Source organism: uncultured Stenotrophomonas sp. (genome assembly GCF_945952405.1).
In the GTDB taxonomy this organism is placed as follows: Bacteria; Pseudomonadota; Gammaproteobacteria; order Xanthomonadales; family Xanthomonadaceae; genus Stenotrophomonas.
The window spans coordinates 148,539-169,388 of sequence record NZ_CAMFIA010000005.1 but is presented as its reverse complement, the minus strand read 5'-3'; the positions used below and the strand labels follow the sequence as shown (position 1 = coordinate 169,388).

The window sequence follows — 20,850 nt, the reverse complement described above, 5'->3', positions numbered from 1 at the left end:
CGCCGGGGTTGGTCAGGAGAGAACCATGCAACACCACCGCACCGCCGCTCTCGCGGCGAACGAAGGCTGAGCCGCCATGCAAGAAGAAATCCGCCAACAGGTACTGTCGCGCGTACAGCGCGACTATGGCCTCAAGCACCGCAGCGGCACCCCGTACATGCGCGGGGGCAAGTGCCCCCACTGCGGCAAGAAGGAGCTATACACCAGCTACGAAAAGCCTTGGGTTCTGCGCTGCGGCCGACAGGCCAAGTGCGGCCAAGAGGTGCGCGTGCGCGACCTCTACGACGACCTGTTCGATGACTACTCCAAGGCCAACCCGCAGACGCCGCAGGCGCCGCATGCGGCTGCCGATGCGTACCTGGCCACCGCCCGCGGATTCAGCGTCAAGCCGTTGAAGGGTCTCTACACCCAAGAGGACTACTACGACCGCGCAAAGCGCCAGGGCACGGCCACGGTCCGCTTCCCCTTGGTGAAGGGAGGCTGGTGGGAACGTCTGATCGACCGCCCCCACCGGTTCGGCAAGATGAAGGCCCGTTTTGCGCCGGGGGAGAGCTACGCCGGGGTGTGGTGGGGCGCGGCCGCTCAGGACCAACTGCGCACCGCCCGCGAAGTCTGGATCGTGGAGGGCATCTTCGACGCCATTGCCCTCCTGCAGCGCGGCATCTGCGCGGTTGCCGCCATGTCGAGCAACGCCTACCCCGAACTGTCGCTCAAGGAACTGAAAGCGGCGCGTCCCAACGATCTGCCGGTGCTGGTGTGGGGGCTGGACAACGAGCCGGGCGCCCGCGCCTACACGGTCAAGCACGCGCGCCGGGCCGAGAAGCTGGGCTATCGGTGCATGGCTGCGCAGATCGAGCAGGTGGGCGACAAGAAAACCGACTGGAACGATCTGCACCTGCGCGCACAGGCGGCAGAGGATGGCGACGCACAGTGGCAGGCTGACCTCGATCTGGCACGCCACAACGGCGCCGTCCTGATGGCGCGCACCGCCGTGGACAAGGGGCTGGTCATCTACCAGCGCGAGCAGAAGACCGAGTTCCACATCGAGTTCGCCTCGCGCCTGTTCTGGTTCGAGTTCGACGCGGTGCGCTTCGACAAGATGATGCGGGAGAAGAACCCCGATGACGAAGAGGGAGCGGTCAGCGAAGAGACTGAAGCCAAGATCCGGCGCGCCTGTGCGTCGGTGCAGCAGATCGCCAACTGCTACCCCGAAGCCCTCTACTTCCAACGCCACGAAGCTACCGACGAAAGCTGGTACTACTTCCGTGTTGACTTCCCCCACGACGCACCGTCGGTCAAAGGCACCTTCACCGGCGCGCAGGTGGCCAGCGCTACCGAGTTCAAGAAGCGAATCATCAGCCTTGCGCAGGGCGCCGTGTTCAGCGGCAGCGGTCAGCAGCTGGACCGGATGATGGAAGACCAGCTGTTCAACATCAAAAAGGTCGATACGGTCGATTTCGTCGGCTACAGCCCTGACCACAAGGCGTACATCTTCCCCGACCTGGCCGTGCGTGCCGGCGAGGTGACCCTCGCTAATGCCGAGGACTATTTCGAGTTCAACAAGCTGCGCATCAAAACTACACAGAGGTCAATCCGCATGGACATTCAACGCGATCACGAAAACTACTCCACCGACTGGCTCGGCTGGCTCTGGACGTGCTTCGGCACGCACGGCATTGTGGCGCTCACGTTCTGGTTTGGCTCGCTGTACGCCAATCAGATCCGCAGCAGTCACAAGTCCTTCCCGTTCTTGGAAGCCACGGGCGAGGCCGGCGCAGGCAAGACCACGCTGCTCAACTTCCTGTGGAAGCTGCTGGCCCGTGCGGACCATGAAGGCTTCGACCCTGCGAAGTCCACGAAGGCCGGACGCGCCCGTGCCATGGGGCAGATTTCCGGCATGCCCATCGTGCTGCTGGAAGCCGACCGCAGCGACAGCGGCGATAAGGCACACGCCAAGTCGTTCGAGTGGGACGAACTGAAGGACTACTACGGCGGCGGTACCCTGGCCACGCGCGGTGTGCGCAACGGCGGCAACGAAACCTACGAACCGCCGTTCCAAGGAACCATCGTCATCAGCCAGAATGCGCCCGTTGACGGCAGCGAGGCGATCCTGACGCGCATCGTGAAGCTGCATTTCAAGAAACCGACCGCGACGACCGAGAGCCGGCAGGCCGCCGACAACCTCAATGCACTGCCGGTCGAGAAGCTGAGCTACTTCCTGCTGGCCGCGCTCAAAGCGGAAGCCGCAGTGATGGAGAAGTTCGCCGAGCGCGTGCGCTTCTACGAAGCCAGGTTGCGCGAGGAAAAGGAGCTGCGTGTCGAACGCATCATCAAGAACCATGCGCAGATGCTCGCACTGCTCGACGCACTGCGGCTGGTGGTGAACCTGCCCGAGAACATGGTGCGTGATACGCGGGACGCCCTGGTCAAGATGGCCACCGAACGTCAGGACGCCATCGGCGCCGATCACCGCATCGTCTCCGAATTCTGGGATGCGTTCGAGTACATCGAGATGCAGGCCAGTGGCGACAAGCGCAGCGTGCTGAACCATTCGCGCGAAGAAAGCCGTATCGCCATCAACCTCAACGAGTTCATTCAGAAGGCCGGCTACTTCGGTCAGCAGGTGCCCGACATTGGCGACCTGCGACGGCTGCTGGTCGAGTCGAAGCGCCACAAGTTCATCAGCGCCAATACCGCCGTGAACAGCGCGATCCGATCAACCCAACTGCTCAGCAGCACCGTGAAGTGCTGGGTGTTCCAGAAGTAAGACCCGTAGCAACAGCAAAGGCCCGGCGGGGAGTGCGCCAACACCGCCCCCAAGGCCATCCACCAACGAAGTTCAGGAGAGAACCATGCAACAGATGACAGGCAAAGCCATGACCACCCTCGCAAAGTCGCTGGATTCCAGCACCGGACCCGGAGCGGAGGCTATCACGGGTGCGCATAACCGTGTGAATGCTGGTAGCGGCGGCGAATCCGAAGCCAGCGCAACCATCACCCTGCATGTCACCCACAACCGCGTGATCGCCACGGCGATGCTGAACATGGGACCGGCCAAGATCGCGCAGTGCGTGTTCGAGCGTCGGAAAGGGAGCAGGAAGGGCTGGGAGCTGGTGAAGGGGACCGACTTCAACGACGAAACCAGCTGGATTTCGCCCGAGCTGGCCGACCTGGCCAGCCGCGTGCCCTTCCCCTACGAGGTGGCCAACATGCTGCCCGGCAAGCGGGCAACGGCCGCTGCCGTAGCGCAGGCGGCGCAGGAGGTGGCCAATGGCTGATTTCGTCGCCCTGTTGGCCATGTGCGTGCTGCTGCCGGTCGCCGGCGCCACCATGCTCAAGATGTGGCAGACGCGCCCGCCTCGGCGCCGTCATAGCGGCCTGGCCGTGGGCCAGATCCCGCAGCCGCTGCGGCGCCGTGCCCCCATGGCCGTGCGCCGGGGGGTGGCCCATGTTTGAACGGATGATCCGTGACCCCGGCAGGCACTGCCCGGACTGCGGCCAGACGGGCGTCCTTGACTTCACGAACGTTCCCGCCTCGGTGAGGACGTACGCCCGTGAAGACGGCAACTATGCGGACCACAACGGCCCGTCCCGCGACTACGAGTGCCGCAACTGCGGCGCCTCGTTCACGCTCACCGGTTGGGAAAATTCCCAGGTTGATATCGACACCGCCCGCAGGTTCCTCGCCGCTGAGTTCGAGAGCGCCGGCCTGCCTCACGTCGCCGGCGGCATCCTGACCGGCACCAGCCCCTTTGGCCAGGGCGCGTACATCACCGCTGTTGCAGCCGCGCTGACGGCGCCCTGTGCGGCCTGTGGCTGCGCGAAGGAGGCCGCCCATGGGTAAGCGCCAGATGATTGCGGTGTGGTTCTCCTGCGGCGCCGCGAGCGCCGTAGCGGCGAAGCTGACGCTGGACCGCTACGCCTCGACCCATGAGGTCCGCATAGTGAACAACCCCGTGGCCAACGAAGATCCCGACAACCTGCGCTTTGCCCGCGATGTGGCCGCATGGCTGGGGGTGGAGGTCGAGACGGCCATCAATTCCAAGTTTCCCACCTGCGACGCCGTGGACGTGTGGGAGAAGGAGCGTTACATGGCCGGCGTCGCTGGTGCCCCCTGCACCCGCGCACTCAAGAAGCGGGCACGCCAGGAATGGGAGCTGATCCACAAGCCTGACTTCCACGTCCTCGGCTTCACTGTGGAAGAGCGCGCACGCCATGACCGGTTCGTTCGCGGCGAGCGCGAGAACGTGCTGCCGGTGCTGATCGAAGCGGGCTTGAGCAAGCCCGACTGCGCCGCTCTGCTGCTTTCTGCCGGCATTGCGTTGCCGGCCATCTATCTGCGCGGCTACCCCAATGCAAACTGCATCGGCTGTGTGAAATCGCAGTCTCCGACCTACTGGAACCACGTGCGCAAGCATGACCCGAAGGTGTTTGCCGAGCGCGCCGAGCAGTCGCGCCGGCTGGGCGCTCGGTTGGTCAAGGTGAAGGGCCAACGGATCTTTCTCGACCAGCTGCAGACCACAGACAAGGGCGGCTCCATGAAGTCGCTGAACTTCGATTGCGGAATTTTCTGCGAAGAACCGCCGCATCACATTGTTCCCAGCCGCACGGAGGCTCAGGCATGAAAGCTATCGACTTGTTCGCCGGCGGCGGCGGATTCACGGAAGGCGCACAGCAGGCGGGCTGCGAAGTGGTATGGGCCGCGAACCATTGGCCGGCGGCTGTCGCCACGCATGCGTTGAACCATCCGCATACGGAACACGCGTGCCAGGATCTGCAGCAGGCCGATTGGTCGAGACTGCCTGCGTTCGATCTGCTGCTGGCGTCGCCCGCCTGCCAGGGGCACACGCACGCGCGTGGCAAGGAACGTCCGCACCATGACGCAACTCGCTCTACCGCGTGGGCTGTGGTTTCGGCGCTCGAATCCTGCTCGCCGGAATTCGCCCTCATCGAGAACGTACCCGAGTACATGCAGTGGCGGCTGTTCCCCGCATGGTGTGCCGCTGTGACTTCGCTCGGCTATGCAATCAGCCCGCACCTGGTCGATGCGGCCGACTTCGGTGTGCCGCAGCACCGTGTGCGGGTTTTCATCGCGCTGACCAAGAGCAAGCACCCGATCCAGCTGCAGCTGCCACCGCAAGATCATGTGCCGGCCAGCAGTTTCATCGACTTCACGGCTGGCAGTTGGACGCCCATCGAGCGACCGGGCCGGGCGGTGGCAACGCTGGCCAGGATCGAGGCCGGCCGGGCTGCATTCGGCGACCGGTTCATAGCACCGTACTTCGGTAGTGGTTCGGGCCTCACCGGCCGTTCGCTGGCGCGCCCGATTGGCTCGATTACAACCCGCGACAGGTGGGCAGTGGTCGATGGTGACCGCATGCGCATGCTCACCGTCGATGAAGGACGCGCCGCCATGGGCTTCCCATCGACCTACCAGCTGCCATCCAACAAGCGGGACGCGATGCAGATGCTCGGCAATGCCGTCTGCCCGCCAAAGGCTCGCGCCATCATCACCGCGCTGCGGGAGGCCGCATGACACAGCGACAGAAGACACCGCCGCGCCCCCTCCCTGCCTGCCCGGATAGCCACCCGGCGCGGTACATCCACGATCTACGCCGCGAGGGCGCGGGCGGTGGCCATCTCATCGAATGCCGTTGCAGCACCACGGCGAAGCACCCGACGTTCGATCTGGCGTGGGCGCACTGGCACAAGCAACACGGCCTGCAGCCGACCGCCGCGGCGGTGGAGGAACCCTTGCCGAGCAACGTGTTACAGATGAAATTGTTCGCAGCAGGGAGGGCTTGAGCATGGCGCAGATCCTGCACTTCACCGATCTACAAAGGATCTGCGCCCCTGATGGTCCGCCCCCCACACCGACAACGGTGGAGCGGTGGGCGGACGCTCAAGGGATTCTGTATAAGTACGACCGGCGCGGGCGCATCTGGACCACCGTCGAGGCCATCAACGCGGCCTTGGGTCTGCCCGGAGCAACGGCGTTGGCGCACGAAAGTACACTGCTGGAACTGGTCTGATGACACGTGGTCGAAAAAGGAAGTTCAACCCGGAGATCCCTGGTCACATTGACCAGGGATCGCTGCCGCGCGGCTTGTACTGGGAGGACGGCCGCTGGTACGTGCTTTCCCCTCACCCCGAAGGTGTTGGCAGGATCAAAACGACCGTGGCGAACGGCAATGCCCGATTGTCAGATCTGCACGCCATCATGGAAGCGCGGGGCGGCGGCAGCCTGCGCGGTTCGCTCGATCACCTGACCGAGATTTTCAAGAAATCCAGCGAGTACCTGGACCTCACCGCCAAATCGAGGGCGGGATACGACTACTGCGCCGCAAAGGCTTGCGGATACATGCTGCGCGATGGCCGCATGCTTGGCCAACAGCGCATCGAGCAGCTGTCGGTGCCGGTACTGCAGCGCGTAGTGGAAACGCTGGCCACAGGCAGGCCAGCCATTGGAAGCGTGCCGGGGATCCCAGCGACGCCGGCAGCGGCCAACCGCGTCGCCAGTTACCTACGGCGCCTGTTTGCTTGGGGCATCCGCCATGGGCACTGTGCTACCAATCCCGCTGACGGCATCCGCAAGGTGCGTGAGAAGCGCGACGCACGCATGCCCGACCACGACTCGTTCGACGCGGTGCTGCAGTTCGCTCGGACTTGCGCCGGCCGACAAGCGCATACCGCAGGCAGCTGCCCGCCGTATATCCCAGCGGTCATGGTACTTGCCTACGCTGTCCGCCTGCGCGGCATTGAGGTGGACACGCTCACTGATGCCCACCTGCAGCACGAGGGCATCCGGAGCAACCGCCGAAAGGGGTCACGCGACAACGTGACGCTGTGGACCAAGGAACTACGCGCGGCTGTGAAATGGCTGCAGGGTTACCGGGACGAACGAATGCAGGCGCACGGCCGGCCCGTACCGATCAAACCGGAACAGCGGCGCCTTCTGGTTTCGGAGTCCGGCACCCCGCTGACGAAATCGGCCCTCGACAGCGCCTGGCAACGCATGATCCGCCGCGCGATTGCTGAGGGAGTGATCGAGAAGGACCAACGCTTCGCGCTCCACGGCCTGAAGCACCGGGGAATCACCGACAGCGAAGACAAGGGTGCTGGTGGCCACGTGACCGAGGCAATGCGTCAGCTGTACGACCATTCCGTGCCGGTGGTCAAAGCAGCCGTGAAACCAAAAAAGAGTCGTTAATTTTCCCGGTAATTTTCCCGGTAAACGTAAAAAGGCCAGCGCCCCGCGCTGGCCTTTTCTATTGAAACCCCTATTTTCAAGGCGTTTCGGCGCTTCCCATGTGGTGCCGCTTATCCGAATCGAACGGATGACCTACTGTTTACAAGACAGTTGCTCTACCAACTGAGCTAAAGCGGCATGGGAGGTACACCGGCGGCAGTGCCGCGGTCAGGGGATTCTAGCGCAGTCGCGCGCATTCCAGCGACCGGCTCTGTGCCGCGCCGCTGCGCTGCTGGGCCTGGGCCGGCTGCGTAGCCGCCGCCAGCTGGGCTTCCAGCCACCACTGGCCGGCGTCGCCGCTGGCGACCAGGCGCGGCTGGAAGCCGGCGGCCTGCACGGCGGCCATGCGCCGCTCGGCGCCTTCACGGTTGCGGTACTGGCCCAGCGCCACGGCGTTGATGTCCTCGCCCTGGCTGATGATGTAGTAGTCGCTCAGGCCCGCAGCCACGATGCGCTTGACCGTGGCCTGTGCCTCGTCGCGGCTGGCGGCCGCCGGCAGCATCACCCGGTAACGGGCACTGCCACTGGCAGCAGGCTGTTCGCGCAGGCGCACCTGGCTGAGTGCCGTACCCGCCTTGCCCTGTGCGGCAGCGGCAGCGGCACGGTCCGCAAACGGGCCCAGCGCGATGCAGCGCGGCGGTTCGGTGGCAGCAGGCGGAGCCGCCGGCTTTTCCACCACCGAAGCAGGCGCGGGCCTGCTGACGGTGGCAATGGCAGGTGCAGGTGCGACCTCGGCCAGCTTGGCAGTGGCCACCTCGGGCTTGGCGGGCACGGCGGGCGCAGGCGTTGCCGCCACCGAGGTTTTCGCCGCCGGTTCGCGCTCCATCAACGGCGCGGTCGGCAGCGCAGCGCTGGCGTCGGCCGCGGCAGTCGCATCCACGCCACCGGGCACCCAGCGCAGCTCGGCCACGCCGGCCGGCGGCGGCAGCGGCGCGGGCCGTTGCGGCGCATCGCGCAACAGCCACCAGCAGGCAACGCCAAGATTGAGGATGGCCAGTACGACGATCAGGGCACGGGTCAGCATGCGCGGATACTAGCCTGCGGGCTGGTGCACCGCCCAGCGGGCGAGGCCATCCAGCACCAGCGACGGGTGGTAATCGGCAGCGGGCAGCAGCGGCATCAGGGCCGGAGCGCCGCCACCATGCACCAGCAGCGACGGCGCCACGCCGAGCAGCGCGTGCGCCTGCTGCGCACTGCGCTCGATCAGCGCCACGGCCGCACCGTCACAGCCGGAGGCCAGCGCATCGGCGGTGTCGTTGGCGAATTCGCTGTAGTCACCACCGCTGGCGGGCAGCTGCACCGCCCGCGCGTGCAATGCTTCGCGCATGGTGGTGGGCGATGCGGAAATACGGCCGCCGTGGTGCTGGCCATCGGCGTCGAGCAGGTCAATCGTCAAGGCCGTGCCCACGCCAACCACCAGCACCGGGCGCTGCGCCTTGGCAGCGGCCAGCAGGGCCAGGAAGCGGTCCACGCCGAATTTTTCCGGTTTGGCATAGGCGATGCGCACGCCCGCGCATTCGGCGCTGGTGCGCACCACGTGCACGTGCTCGAAGCGGCGCTGCAGCTGGTCCAGCATGGCGCTGGTCAGCGACGGCGCGGCCACGCTGGCAACGAAGGCGGTGCTGCCGCTGGGCAGGCTGTGCGGCGGCTGCCCGGCCATGCCCTCGGCGCCATGTGCCCAGGCCTGTACGTCACCGGCACGGTCACCCTGCAACGGCGCGAACTTGAAGCGCGAGTTGCCGAGGTCGAACAACCAATCGCTCATGCCGCCCTCACGCTGACTTCGCCGGCATGCAGCAGGCGCTCCTGGCCGTCGATGCTCACGCGCAGGGCGCCGTCATCGGCCAGGCCAAGTGCGGTGCCCTGCTGCCACTGCCCTTCCAGCTCCACGCGTACTTCGCGACCGGCCAGCATGTCGAAGGCGGCATAGCGCGGCAGGAACGGCGCCAGCCCTTCTCGGTCGAATTCCTCCAGCGCCGGCAGCAATCGCGCCAGCACGGCGGCGACCACCGTATTGCGGTCCACCGGCGTGCCGGCCAGCGTGTCCAGGTCCACCCACGGCTGGGTGATCTGCTCGGCGAACGCGGGCGGCATGTGCGTGTTGATGCCAATGCCGATCACCGCGCGCGCCGGGCCCGCGTACTCGCCACCGCCTTCGGCCAGCAGGCCGACCAGCTTGCGGCGGCCATCCACGATCAGGTCATTGGGCCACTTCAGCTGGGCCTGGGTGAAGCCAAGGTCATGCAGCGCTTCGGCCACGGCGATGCCCGCCACCAGGCTCAGCCCGGCCAGGCGACCGAGGCCACCGGAGAACAGCCGCAGCACCGACAGGTAGATATGCGCGGCCAGCGGCGAGGCCCAGGTCCGGCCACGACGGCCACGACCACCGGTCTGGCGCTCGGCCAGCAGAACGCTCACCCCGCGCTGGGGCGCGCTGCAACGCAGCAATTCGGCGTTGGTCGAGTCCACGGTCCAGGCCACCTGCAGGTCATGCAGCAAGGGCAGAACGGCAGCCGGCAGGCCGGCGCGGATCGCGTCCGGGTCCAGCAGGTCAACCGGTCGGGTCAGGCCATAGCCCGCGCCGGCACGGCCCTCGATGTCCACACCGGCGGCCCTAAGTCCTTGAATGCGCTTCCAAATGGCCGCCCGGGTCTGGCCCAGCTCTCGGGCCAGGGCATCGCCGGAAAGGCGACCGGCAGCGAGTTTGGCCAGCAATTGGCGATCGTCCACGGCAGCTTCCACGAAGTCAGGAAGGAATTATGCGGGAAAGCCGCCAGCGACGCCTGCCACGCTGGGTTCCGCGGGGGCTTCCAACTGGGCGCCGGGTTCGGGCTAGAATCGGGAACTAACCTTCCCTTAACGTGGACGTCGTCAATGCGCCGTTATGCCCATTGCCTGATCCTGCTGACGATGCCCTTCGCGGCGTCTGCAACGGCAGCGCTGGACGACAGCCGCGGCGCCTGCGTGTCGTCCAACGGGGATGCCGCTTCGCAGCGCGCGCCGACCGCGACGGCTTCGGCAGCCAGCACCAAGCCGGCCCCGGTCCGCCCGGCCGCCAGCAGCGCCACCAGCACCGGTGGCGGCGGCAGCGATGACGACGTGCTGCAGCGCATCCGTGCGCCGAAGTGGCACAGCTATCTTCCGGGAATGTTCCGCTGATCAAGTCGGTGCTGCGCTGGCTGCGGCCCGCGCCGCGGCCGATCGAGGATGCGCTTTGGGATGATGCCTGCCGCCGCGCGGCCTGGCTGCACGGCCTGGACGACGGACGGCGCGGCCGCCTGCGCGTGCTCGCCACCCGCTTCCTGCACGAGAAGACCATCACGCCGATCGGCGAGCTGCAGCTGCAGGCCGGCGACGGCGTGCTGCTGGCCGCGCTGTGCTGCCTGCCGCTGCTGGAGTTCGGCGAGGTCGGCCTGCAGGGCTGGTCGCAGCTGATCGTCTATCCCGATGCCTTCCGCGTGCACCGCAGCCACATGGATGCGGCCGGCGTCCTGCACGAATGGGATGACGAGCTGATCGGCGAATCGTGGGACAGCGGTCCGCTGATCCTGTCCTGGGCCGACGTGCAGGCCGATCTGGCCGCACCCCATGAAGGCTACTGCGTGGCGGTGCACGAGATGGTGCACAAGCTGGATGCGCTGGATGGCGCGATGGACGGCACGCCGCCGTTGCCGCGCGAATGGCAGCGCCAATGGGCGGGCATCTTCCAGCGTGCCTACGATGCGTTCTGCATGCGGGTGGATGCCGGCGAGGAAACGCTGATCGATCCGTATGCCAGCGAAGCACCGGAAGAGTTCTTCGCGGTCGCCAGCGAGTACCACTTCTCGGCGCCGGATCTGCTGGAGAAGGAACTGCCGGAAGTCGCCGCACAGCTGCGGCGGTTCTACGGTGAGCCGCCGAAGATCGAATTGCGGTAGTGCCGGCCGCGCGTTGGTGCGCGCGATTACGGTCCCGGCGGCAGGCGCACTTCGAAGCGGGCGCCGCCCAGTTCGCTGGAACGGCCCACGGCCAGCTCGCCGCGATAATCCTTGATCAGGTCCTGCACGATCGACAGGCCGATGCCGTGGCCCTGCACCCGCTCGTCGCCACGCACGCCACGCTGCAGTACCTTGCCGATGTCGTCCGGTGCGATGCCCGGGCCATCGTCGTCCACCGCCAGCAGCAGGCCGGCGCGGCGCGCATTCGGTGCCGGCAGCGGCTGCGCGGTCAGCAGCACGCGGCGGTTGGCCCACTTGAAGGCATTTTCCAGCAGGTTGCCGAGCAGCTCCTGCAGATCGCCGGGTTCGCCATGGAAGCGCGCCGCCGGATCGATATCGAATTCGCACAGCACGCCCTTCGAGGCGTAGACCTTCTCCAGCCCACGCACGATTTCCTCGGCGTTGGACTCGATCGGCAACGGCGCGGAGAACAGCTTGTGGCCCGACGATGCAGCACGTGCCAGCTGGTACGAGACCAGGTTGTTCATGCGCTGCAGCTGCACGTCCAGCTCTTCGCGCAGCGCGCCATCGCCGGCACCGCTGTCCATCTGCGTGCGCAGCACCGCGATCGGCGTCTTCAGGCTGTGCGCCAGATCGGCCAGGGTATTGCGCTGGCGCTCGAGATTCTCGCGCTCGCTTTCAATGAAGGCGTTGATGCTGTCGGTCAGCGGTTCCAGCTCGCGCGGATGGCGCTCGCTCATGCGCTCGGTCTCGCCGCGCTGCACCTTGGTCAGCTCGGTGATCACGCGGCGCAGCGGGCGCAGGCTCCACTGCAGGATGACGGTCTGCAGCAGCAACAGGATCAGGCCGATGCCGCCCAGGTAGAACCAGACGCGGCCACGGAACACGCGCAGCTGCGCGCCCAGCGCGCGCGAGTCTTCCATCACGTAGATGGTGTACGGGAATTCGGTGGCCGGGTCGGCGTCGGCGTCCCACACCAGGCCCAGGCCGTAGCGGTACACCGAGCCCTGGCTGCCGTCGATCTGGATCATCGGCAGCGGGCCTTCGAACACTTCCTGGCGCGGCGCCAGCAGGCCACCGCCGACGGTGGGCAGCATCGGGCCTTCGGCCGACATCGAATTGCCCTTGCCGTGCGGCATCACCACCTGCAGGTAGAGGCCACTGCCCGGCACGTCGAAACGCGAATCCGGCGGCTGCTCGCGGATGTACAGCGAGCGGTCGCGGGTGAAGTCGATGCCGGCCGCATAGGCGGTCGCGTAGTTCTTCAGGCGCTCACGCAGGTTCGCCTTCGCGGTATCGGCGAAGGCGGCATCCAGCGCGTAACCGGCCAGGGCCAGGAACGCGACCAGGCCCACGGACGCGGCAAGCATCTGGCGCGCCTGCAGGGAGCGCGGCCGCCAGCGTCGGAAGAACCACAGACGGCCGGACATCATGGTATCGCCAGGCTGAGCCGGCTCAGCCCTCGTTGCGCGGAATCGCGAAACGGTAGCCGCGACCGCGCACGGTCTCGATCGGCTTCAGCTCGCCATCCGGATCCAGCTTCTTGCGCAGGCGGCCGATGAAGACCTCCAGCACGTTCGAGTCGCGGTCGAAGTCCTGCTGGTAGATGTGCTCGGTGAGATCGGCCTTGGAGACCAGTTCACCGGCATGCATCATCAGGTACTCCAGCACCTTGTACTCGTAGCTGGTCAGGTCGACATTGCTGCCGGCGACACTGACGGTCTGCGCGGCGAGATCCAGCGCGACCGGGCCGCATTCCAGCGTCGGCTTGCTCCAGCCGGCGGCACGGCGCAGCAGCGCGTTGACGCGGGCCAGCAGCTCTTCCACATGGAACGGCTTGACCAGGTAATCGTCGGCGCCCTGCTTCAGGCCCTCGACCTTGTCCTGCCAGCTCGAACGCGCGGTCAGGATCAGCACCGGGAACTTCTTGCCTTCGTCACGCAGGGCCTTGATCAGCTCCATGCCCGACATCTTGGGCAGGCCGAGGTCGATGATGCCGACGTCGAACGGGACTTCGCGCCCCATATAGAGGCCTTCCTCGCCGTCCTGTGCAGCATCGACGGCAAAGCCTTCGCGCTTGAGCCGGGCTGCCAGGGTCTCACGCAGCGGGGCTTCGTCTTCGACCAGAAGGATACGCATGAACTCTCCCTAGTGTCCTGGGTGTGGCCCGGAGGCCTGTGGGGTACGGGTTGATAGCGCCGACTATCCCTGTTCAGGGGTTATCGCCGCGTAGTGATGACATATCCGACCGCGGCGTGCGCGGCTGTGAACGCGACGGGGCGGGGTCGTCCATGTAGCGGACCCGGCCCCGGTCGTCCATGTACTTCACCCGGTTGATGTCACGACCATCGAACGGCACGCGCTCGGCGCCGAGGATGTGGCCGCCGGTGGTGCGCTGCACGCGGCGCACGGCATCGGACAGCGAACGCTCGTCGCCACGGTTGCCGCGCTCGCCCCGCTCCATCATCTCCGCCCGCCCCTGCTCGCCGCGCGGCGGCTGTTGCGCCAGCGCCGAAGACAGCGGCGCAGCCGCCAGCACCACGCAGGTGGCCAGGGCAATGCGGCAATGGAAGGGAGCGGAAGACATCGATGCGATCCTAGCCGAGCACGGCGATTCGTTCAAAAGTCGTAAATCCGGGTGCCGGGTTCGGGACCCGGCGCTTTACAAATCCTTTGCAAATTCTTGGTTTGGAGCAGTGAATCCGGTCTGAACTTTTCCGGCCCGACCCCTGCGTTATTCAGCTAGGTGAACATTCGGGACGAATCGGCGTCCCTTGTCAAGTCAGGAATGTGACTACGGTCACGCTGCGGCGCGATCGGCGTCGCGCTCGGTCACCGCCAGCGCCTGTTCGACCAGGCGCCAGTCGGCGCCCGGGCGGTGTGCCCCCTCGCTGAGCACCTGGCGGAACGCACGCCCCCCGGGCTGGCCGTGGAACAGGCCGAGCAGGTGGCGGGTGATGTGCTTCAGTGCCAGGCCTTCGCCCAGCCGCGCTTCCACGTAGGGACGCAACGCGCGCAGCAGGTCACCGCGGGGCTGCAGTGCCATGCCGGTGTGCAGGGCCTCCAGCTGATGCAGCAGGTAGGGGTCGTGGTAGGCCGCGCGGCCCAGCATCACGCCATCGACGTGGGCGGCCTGCGCCTGCACCGCTTCGAGGCTGGCCAGGCCGCCGTTGAGCACCACCGGCAAGGCCGGGCGCTCCTGCTTCAGGCGGTAGGCCCAGTCGTACTTCAACGGCGGGACCTCGCGGTTCTCCTTCGGCGACAGGCCCTTCAGCCACGCGTTGCGGGCGTGCACCACCACCATCGCCGCACCGGCAGCGACCTGGCGGTCGACGAAGCCGGCAAACACCTCGTAATCGTTGTCCTCGTCCACGCCCAGGCGGCACTTCACCGTCACCGGGATCTCCACCGCATCGACCATCGCCGCCACGCACTCGGCCACCAGCACCGGCTCGCGCATCAGGCAGGCGCCGAAACGCCCGGCCTGCACACGGTCGGACGGGCAGCCGCAGTTGAGGTTGACCTCGTCGTAGCCCCATTCGGCGGCGATGCGCGCGGCCTGCGCCAGCAGTGCCGGATCGCTGCCGCCGAGCTGCAGCGCCAGCGGCTGTTCGCTGCGGTCGAAGCCGAGCAGGCGCTCGCGGTCGCCGTGGATGACCGCGTTGGCGTGCACCATCTCCGTGTACAGGCGCGCACTCGGTGCCAGCACGCGATGGAACACGCGGCAATGGCGGTCGGTCCAGTCCATCATCGGGGCGACGGACAGGCGCAGGGAATCGGCGTAACGGGCGGTGGCGGACGTCATCGGAGCGTTGATCTGGGAGACTGGCATTGCCAGTGAGATCAATAGTTTACACCGGGCGGCTGAACGGCGGTGGGCGGCGCCGGAAGCCACTGCGGCGCTCTGGGCCGGCGCCTGGCCACAGCCCGGGCCACGCCCACCGGCCATGACGGGCAACCGGTCACAGTTGTCGCGATTCGTTGACGACGTCGAAATATTGACGCCGCTATAGTCCAGCGCTCGCAATGGATTGGACGTGTGGAGCAGATGATGCAGCACAAGCGTATGAGCAGGACCCTCGCCGCCGCGCTGGCGGTCGCCGCCCTGGCCATCGGCACGGCAGCCGCAGCACCGGCCGCAACCGGGCTGAGCCCGACCTTCAGCAGCTGCCGGGACAAGGCACAGGGTGCGGTCGAACAGGCCGCCTGCCTGTCCTCGGAAAGCGCCCGCCAGGACCAGCGCCTGAACCAGGCCTACAAGCAGCTGCAGGCAAAGCTGAGCGGTGCCAAGAAGACCAAGCTGGTGAATGCCCAGCGTGCGTGGCTGCAATCGCGCAGCCGCGATGGCGAACTGGATACCGCGCTGTACGACGACACCCAGCCGGGCAACCTGCAGGGCGAGTTGAACGATGTGATGCGCCTGAGCGCGCGTGCCGACCAGCTGCAGAAATACCTGCAGCTGCTGGACTGACCCAAGGGAGGGCATGGCCCTCCCACTGCACAAGGAAGTAAGACATGCCAACCAACATCGATACCCATGATCTGGATGCCACTTCCGGCGCGGTGTATTTCGCCGTCGGCCGTGGCACCGAGGGCGGCCCGGCCTCCTACCACCTGGCCATCGCCGGCATCACCCAGGGCGTGACCGAACCGCACTGGGGGACGGTCAGCCGGGTCGCGCAGAACAGCGGCTACAGCCTGGGCGCGATCCAGGTCGACTTCGGCCAGCGTGGCGAATGGGCGCTGGGTGCCATCGACGGCCATGCGCTGAAGGCCGGTGAGACGACCTATGTCGACGCCGTGATCGAGCAGGCCAGCGCCTATGCCAAGGCGCACAACCTGCCCTTCAGCCAGGACCACGCCGACCTGCGCCGCGACCTGCTCAGCCATGGCAATGGCCTCAGCGGGCGCAGCTCGATCCAGTTCATTGACACCGCCACCCGCGACAGCATCAACGCCTGGGCCGGGTCGGCCGAAGGCAAGCAGTGGATCCATGCCAACATCGACTACCCGCAGGTGCGCAATGCCACCCGCATCGGCATGACGATGGTGGATACCCACGGCGGCAACATCGCCGAGGAAAACCGCTTCGAAGCGATCAGCCTGATCGCCAAGACCGCCAACCAGTTGCCCAGCCAGCTGCCCAAGCTGCAGAAGGTGCTGGAAGAAGGCGGTGACTACGAGGCGCTGCGCGCGAAGGCCGGCCAGATCCGCGAAACCTACCAGTACTTCGATGCGCCCAAGGCCGGCGACATCGCGGTGCGCTACGAGGATGCCTACGCCAACAACAAGGAGGCGATGGACCGTGCCCACGCCAAGGTCAGCAGCCGCGACTACTCGCCGGCCGGCGAGCACAACGATGCCGACATCAAGGTGGCGCTGGACCAGATCGGCGCACCGCGCCAGCAGGCCGGTTCGCATACGTTGAAGGAAGGTTCCAGTGGCCGCGACGTGTTGAAGCTGGAAAGCAACCTGGTGGCCCTGGGGTATGCCAGTGCCGATGGCCAGCAGACGCTGAACCCCGACCGCCGTTTCGATGCCAGCACCCGCAAGGCGGTGGAGGATTTCCAGCGCGCGCACAACCTGGAACCGGTGGACGGCAAGGCCGGCCCGGCCACGCTGGCTGCCATCGACCGCGACGCGCGCGAACTGCAGGGCAACCTCACCGCGCTGGGGCTGACCGATGCCAAGGGCCACGCGATCGGCAGCGATGGCTACCTGGGCGCCGGCAGCCGCCATGCGATCAACACCTTCCAGCAGCAGCAGGGCCTGCCCGCCACCGGTATCGCCGATGCGGAAACCCGCCAGGCACTGGCCAGCGAAGTGCAGCAGCGCGCGCAGGCACAGGGCCAGGCAGCGCCGCCACAGGCCGCCACCGATCCCGCGCGCGAGACGGTGTACCCGCTGTCCGACCCGCGCAGCCCGCAGAACTGGCTGTATACCGAGACCCTGGTACAGGTAAAGTTCGCCGAGGAAGCCCGTGGCCTGCCCTCCGGCGAGCACAGCGAAAAGCTGGCCGCTGCGCTCACCGTGGAGGCCGCGCGGGCCGGCCTGTGGCGGGTCGACCGGGTCGAGCTCAACCAGGACGGTTCAATGGCACGCGCGGTGCAGGCCAATGCACTGCATGACGAAAGCGCGTTGAACCGCAACACGGCGCCGGTGTCCACTGCGGATGCGATGCGACAGAGCGTGCAGGAGAACAGCGAGCGCGCCCTGCAGGCCGGCGATCAGCAGCGCGAGCAGCAGAAGATCGACCAGCAGACCCAGCAGCACGGCCCCCGGGCCATGATGGCGTGAACCCCACCGGCCCCGGGCATGCCCGGGGCCGGTACCGGCGTCGCCCCGGGCGCGCGCCGGATCAATGGGCGCCGCCGCGCCCGCCCACCTGTTCGATCAGGGTCTGGCTGGCCGCATTGAGGCCCACTACCGTCACCTCGGCACCCTGCGCGACCAGCTTTTCCCGTGCACGCTCCAGTGCCGCCACTGCAGTCAGGTCCCACAGGTGGGCATCGCTCAGGTCGATCCTCACCTTTGCCGCCACGTGCTGATAGTCAAAGGCCGCGCCAAGCTGGCCGGCCGAGGCGAAGAACACCTGGCCGCGCACGCGATAGACCTGCATGTCGCCGGCCTCCTCGCGCTGCACCTCCAGCATGCGCCCAACCTTGCGCGCGAAGAACAACGCCGACAGCAGCACGCCACTCAACACGCCCTTGGCCAGGTCGTGGGTGGCCACGGTGACCACGACGGTCAGCAGCATCACCGCCGACGAGCTGCGTGGCTGCGTACGCAGGTCGCGCAGCGAGCGCCAGCTGAACGTACCGATGCTGACCATGATCATCACCGCCACCAGCGCTGCCATCGGAATCTGGCGCACCCAATCGCTGCCATACACCACCAGCACCAGCAGCAGTACGCCGGCCACCAGGCAGGACAGGCGGCCGCGGCCGCCAGAGGTGACGTTGATCACCGACTGGCCGATCATCGCGCAACCGGCCATGCCACCGAGCAACCCGGTGAGCGTATTGGCCAGGCCCTGGCCGACGCATTCGCGGTTGCGCTCACTGGGGGTTTCAGTGATGTCCTCGACGATCTGCAGGGTCATCATCGATTCGAGCAGGCCGACCACCGCCAGCGTGACCGACACCGGCAACAGGATGCGCAGCGTGCCCCAGCTGAGCGGCACATCGGGCAGCAGGAAATGCGGCAGGCTGTCCGGCAACTGGCCCATGTCACCCACGCTGCGCACATCGATGCCGAAGCCGATCACGACCGCGCTGAGCACGACGATGGCCACCAGCGGCGAAGGCACCGCGCGGGTGATCCGCGGCAGCAGGTAGATGATGGCCAGCGCAGCCGCACACAGCATGTAGACGGCCGGGCCGCGGCCGATCAGTTCCGGCATCTGGGCCAGGAATATCAGGATCGCCAGCGCATTGACGAAGCCGGTGATGACCGAGCGCGAAACGAAACGCATCAGCGCGCCGAGCTTGAACGCGCCGGCCAGCACCTGCAGCAGCCCGGCCAGGATGCTGGCAGCGAACAGGTACTGCAGGCCATGATCCTTCACCAGATCGACCATCACCAGCGCCATCGCGCCGGTGGCAGCGGAAATCATGCCGGGGCGGCCCCCGGCGATCGCGGTGACGACGGCGATGGAAAAGGCCGCGTACAGGCCGACCCTGGGATCGACGCCGGCAATCAGCGAGAAGGCGATGGCCTCGGGAATCAGGGCCAGGGCGACGACGGTGCCGGACAGCAGGTCGCCACGGAGGTTGCCGAGCCATTGCTGGCGCAGGGGGTAGGACGTTTGCATGGGAGAACTCCGCGCGCACGCGGTCATGGCCACGTGGCGCTGCAGTGGAAAGACACGGGTTCCTGAGCCGGTCAGGCCGGCCGCCGATGTGCGGCAAGGGTCAGGGTGGCGTGATCACTGCAGGGCGAAAGCGGGGTTCGTGGGAGGGGCGCAGTCTACGGGAAGAGCCCCGACAACGGTAGCGCGGCGGCCGCGGAACACGGCTCCGCTCTACAATCCGGGCATGGCCACCGACCGCGCGCAGTTCTTCGACCCCGCCACCGAACAGGGCGTGCTGCGCCTGTCGATCGCCGGCGCCCTGCTGCTGGCACTGGCGGCCGTGGTATTCGGCCTGCTGGCCAATTCCTCGCTGATCATCTTCGACGGCATCTATGGCCTGATCGACGTGGTGATGACCTGGCTGTCGCTGCTGGTCGCGCGGCTGATCGCGCTGTCCACGCAGACCGATGCGCTGCAGTCGCGACTCAACCAGCGCTTCACCATGGGCTTCTGGCACCTGGAACCCATCGTGCTGGGCGTCAGTGGCACGCTGATGATCGGCGCGGCCCTGTATGCGCTGGTCAATGCCGTGGACGCGCTGATGTCCGGCGGCCGTCATATCGCACTGGGGCCGGCCATCATCTTCGCCGGCCTGTCGCTGGTGGCCGAGAGTGCACTGGGCTGGTTCGTGCTGCGCGCCAACCGCCGCATCGGTTCGGAATTCATCGCGCTGGATGCGAAGAACTGGGTGGTCGCCGCCAGCATGTCCGCCTGCTACATGGTCGCTTTCCTCGGCGGCGTGCTGGTGCAGGGCACCTCATGGGCGTGGGTCGGGCCGTACATCGACCCGGCCATCCTCGCCTTCGTCTGCGTGCTGGTGATGATCGCCCCGCTCGGTACCGTGCGCCGGGCGTTGGCCGGCATCCTGCTGGTCACGCCGCCGGAACTGCAGGCCCATGTGGACGCAGTCGCACGTGCGATCGTGGCCAGGCACGGCTTTGTCGAGCACCGCAGCTACGTGGCCCAGGTGGGCCGTGGCGAGCAGATCGAGCTGTTCTTCGTGGTGCCGGAAAACGACCCGCCACGGCCACTGGTGGAATGGGACCAGCTGCGCGACGAGATCGGCGATGCGCTGGGTGAAGCCTCGCCGGACCGCTGGCTGACCATCATGTTCACCACCGACCGCGAGTGGACGATCTAGGCCGACAGGACGTTCGATCAAGTTTTTCGTACGAATTGCAACCCAACGTACGCGGAAACCGGGCAAAGTAGGCTCCAACGCAACACCCACCCACCGACCAGGAGCATCCCGATGTCCATCGAAAAGGTTCTGTACACCGCCCAGGCCACCTCCACCGGCGGCCGTGAAGGCCGTTCCGTCTCGTCCGACAACGTGCTGGACATCCAGCTGTCGACCCCGCGCGAACTGGGCGGCGCCGGCGGCCCGGGCACCAACCCGGAGCAGCTGTTTGCAGCGGGCTACTCGGCCTGCTTCCTCGGCGCGCTGAAGTTCGTGGCCGGCCAGGCCAAGGTCGCGCTGCCGGCCGACACCACGGTGACCGGCAAGGTCGGCATCGGCCAGATCCCGACCGGCTTCGGCATCGAGGCCGAGCTGACCATCAACGTGCCGGGCGTGCCGCGCGAGCAGGTGGAGGAACTGGTGCAGAAGGCGCACATCGTCTGCCCGTACTCCAACGCGACCCGCGGCAACATCGACGTGACCCTGGTCGTTGCCTGATGCGTCCGGGTCAGAGCCCTTCCGCGCTGCGGGAGGGATCCGACCCCGGGCAAAAAAATGGGCGGATGCCGGTCGAAACCGGGCATCCGCCCATCCCACCTTCGTTGTCCCGCATGGGGGCATGAGGTTGCCG

At 66.8% G+C, this 20,850-nt stretch carries 22 protein-coding genes and 1 tRNA gene; 14 read left to right on the top strand and 9 right to left on the bottom strand.

The features are described 5' to 3' along the window. Nucleotides 1-76: 76 nt before the first annotated feature. The 8 genes from Q0P60_RS07230 (at nt 77) to Q0P60_RS07195 (ending at nt 7,210) form a co-directional block, all read left to right on the top strand. Entirely contained in the window at nt 77-2,767 is a 2,691-nt protein-coding gene (locus Q0P60_RS07230; protein ID WP_294990344.1) for a toprim domain-containing protein, read from the top strand. Between the two features lie 85 nt (nt 2,768-2,852). Continuing rightward, nucleotides 2,853-3,278 carry a hypothetical protein gene (locus Q0P60_RS07225; protein WP_051188024.1) on the top strand — a complete coding sequence of 142 codons (426 nt, stop codon included), beginning with the start codon at nt 2,853-2,855 and terminating at the stop codon, nt 3,276-3,278. Then, entirely contained in the window at nt 3,271-3,456 is a 186-nt protein-coding gene (locus Q0P60_RS07220) for a hypothetical protein (RefSeq protein ID WP_071306428.1), read from the top strand. Before Q0P60_RS07225 ends, Q0P60_RS07220 begins: the two co-directional genes overlap by 8 nt. A 4-nt stretch (nt 3,457-3,460) precedes the next feature. Continuing rightward, nucleotides 3,461-3,844, top strand: a complete 384-nt coding sequence (locus tag Q0P60_RS07215) for a hypothetical protein (RefSeq protein ID WP_294990338.1) — start codon at nt 3,461-3,463, stop codon at nt 3,842-3,844. Beyond that, a complete protein-coding gene (locus Q0P60_RS07210; RefSeq protein ID WP_294990336.1) occupies nt 3,837-4,625 on the top strand; it encodes a hypothetical protein in 789 nt (262 codons plus the stop codon). The genes Q0P60_RS07215 and Q0P60_RS07210 overlap by 8 nt, the downstream gene beginning before the upstream one ends. After that, nucleotides 4,622-5,536: a DNA cytosine methyltransferase gene (locus Q0P60_RS07205; protein WP_164124146.1), complete on the top strand. Its 915-nt coding sequence runs from the start codon at nt 4,622-4,624 to the stop codon at nt 5,534-5,536. The genes Q0P60_RS07210 and Q0P60_RS07205 overlap by 4 nt, the downstream gene beginning before the upstream one ends. Nucleotides 5,537-5,807: 271 nt before the next feature. Further along, complete coding sequence (locus tag Q0P60_RS07200; RefSeq protein WP_294990330.1) at nt 5,808-6,032, top strand: hypothetical protein; 225 nt, start codon at nt 5,808-5,810, stop codon at nt 6,030-6,032. Next, nucleotides 6,032-7,210: an integrase gene (locus tag Q0P60_RS07195; RefSeq protein WP_294990327.1), complete on the top strand. Its 1,179-nt coding sequence runs from the start codon at nt 6,032-6,034 to the stop codon at nt 7,208-7,210. The genes Q0P60_RS07200 and Q0P60_RS07195 overlap by 1 nt, the downstream gene beginning before the upstream one ends. 101 nt (nt 7,211-7,311) lie before the next feature. Here Q0P60_RS07195 and Q0P60_RS07190 read toward each other — a convergent pair. From Q0P60_RS07190 to birA, 4 genes are all read right to left on the bottom strand, one after another. Further along, a tRNA-Thr gene (locus tag Q0P60_RS07190) sits at nt 7,312-7,387 on the bottom strand. 40 nt (nt 7,388-7,427) lie between these two features. Beyond that, a complete protein-coding gene (locus tag Q0P60_RS07185) occupies nt 7,428-8,273 on the bottom strand; it encodes an SPOR domain-containing protein (RefSeq protein WP_294990324.1) in 846 nt (281 codons plus the stop codon). A gap of 9 nt (nt 8,274-8,282) precedes the next feature. Then, a complete protein-coding gene (locus Q0P60_RS07180; protein ID WP_294990321.1) occupies nt 8,283-9,014 on the bottom strand; it encodes a type III pantothenate kinase in 732 nt (243 codons plus the stop codon). After that, nucleotides 9,011-9,979 (bottom strand): bifunctional biotin--[acetyl-CoA-carboxylase] ligase/biotin operon repressor BirA, encoded by a 969-nt coding sequence (gene birA / locus Q0P60_RS07175; RefSeq protein ID WP_294990318.1) that lies wholly within the window; start codon nt 9,977-9,979, stop codon nt 9,011-9,013. The genes Q0P60_RS07180 and birA overlap by 4 nt, the downstream gene beginning before the upstream one ends. 144 nt (nt 9,980-10,123) lie before the next feature. On the opposite strand from birA, the gene Q0P60_RS07170 reads away from it, so the two are divergent. Beyond that, nucleotides 10,124-10,408, top strand: coding sequence for a hypothetical protein (locus tag Q0P60_RS07170; RefSeq protein ID WP_294990315.1), 285 nt, complete (start codon nt 10,124-10,126; stop codon nt 10,406-10,408). Further along, nucleotides 10,375-11,166: a M90 family metallopeptidase gene (locus Q0P60_RS07165; RefSeq protein ID WP_294990312.1), complete on the top strand. Its 792-nt coding sequence runs from the start codon at nt 10,375-10,377 to the stop codon at nt 11,164-11,166. The genes Q0P60_RS07170 and Q0P60_RS07165 overlap by 34 nt, the downstream gene beginning before the upstream one ends. A gap of 26 nt (nt 11,167-11,192) precedes the next feature. Here the strand turns inward: Q0P60_RS07165 and Q0P60_RS07160 are convergent, their stop codons facing one another. The 4 genes from Q0P60_RS07160 to dusA form a co-directional block, all read right to left on the bottom strand. Further along, complete coding sequence (locus Q0P60_RS07160) at nt 11,193-12,617, bottom strand: sensor histidine kinase (protein ID WP_032953760.1); 1,425 nt, start codon at nt 12,615-12,617, stop codon at nt 11,193-11,195. Nucleotides 12,618-12,642: 25 nt separating this feature from the next. Beyond that, complete coding sequence (locus Q0P60_RS07155; protein ID WP_004136763.1) at nt 12,643-13,326, bottom strand: response regulator transcription factor; 684 nt, start codon at nt 13,324-13,326, stop codon at nt 12,643-12,645. Nucleotides 13,327-13,399: 73 nt separating this feature from the next. After that, on the bottom strand, nt 13,400-13,774 hold the full coding sequence (locus Q0P60_RS07150; RefSeq protein ID WP_294990305.1) for a hypothetical protein: 375 nt from the start codon (nt 13,772-13,774) through the stop codon (nt 13,400-13,402). A 213-nt stretch (nt 13,775-13,987) separates the two neighbouring features. After that, nucleotides 13,988-15,019 (bottom strand): tRNA dihydrouridine(20/20a) synthase DusA, encoded by a 1,032-nt coding sequence (gene dusA, locus Q0P60_RS07145; protein WP_294990302.1) that lies wholly within the window; start codon nt 15,017-15,019, stop codon nt 13,988-13,990. A 234-nt stretch (nt 15,020-15,253) separates the two neighbouring features. On the opposite strand from dusA, the gene Q0P60_RS07140 reads away from it, so the two are divergent. Together Q0P60_RS07140 and Q0P60_RS07135 are read left to right on the top strand one after the other, a co-directional pair. Further along, entirely contained in the window at nt 15,254-15,658 is a 405-nt protein-coding gene (locus Q0P60_RS07140; protein WP_294990299.1) for a lysozyme inhibitor LprI family protein, read from the top strand. A 44-nt stretch (nt 15,659-15,702) separates the two neighbouring features. Next, entirely contained in the window at nt 15,703-17,484 is a 1,782-nt protein-coding gene (locus tag Q0P60_RS07135; RefSeq protein ID WP_294990296.1) for a peptidoglycan-binding protein, read from the top strand. Nucleotides 17,485-17,545: 61 nt separating this feature from the next. Here the strand turns inward: Q0P60_RS07135 and Q0P60_RS07130 are convergent, their stop codons facing one another. Next, a complete protein-coding gene (locus tag Q0P60_RS07130; protein WP_294990293.1) occupies nt 17,546-19,000 on the bottom strand; it encodes a SulP family inorganic anion transporter in 1,455 nt (484 codons plus the stop codon). Between the two features lie 223 nt (nt 19,001-19,223). Here Q0P60_RS07130 and Q0P60_RS07125 point away from each other — a divergent pair, with 223 nt between their 5' ends. Both Q0P60_RS07125 and Q0P60_RS07120 read left to right on the top strand, forming a co-directional pair. Then, nucleotides 19,224-20,180 (top strand): cation transporter, encoded by a 957-nt coding sequence (locus Q0P60_RS07125; protein WP_294990290.1) that lies wholly within the window; start codon nt 19,224-19,226, stop codon nt 20,178-20,180. A 111-nt stretch (nt 20,181-20,291) separates the two neighbouring features. Then, nucleotides 20,292-20,717: an organic hydroperoxide resistance protein gene (locus Q0P60_RS07120; protein WP_005411948.1), complete on the top strand. Its 426-nt coding sequence runs from the start codon at nt 20,292-20,294 to the stop codon at nt 20,715-20,717. Nucleotides 20,718-20,850 lie beyond the last annotated feature (133 nt).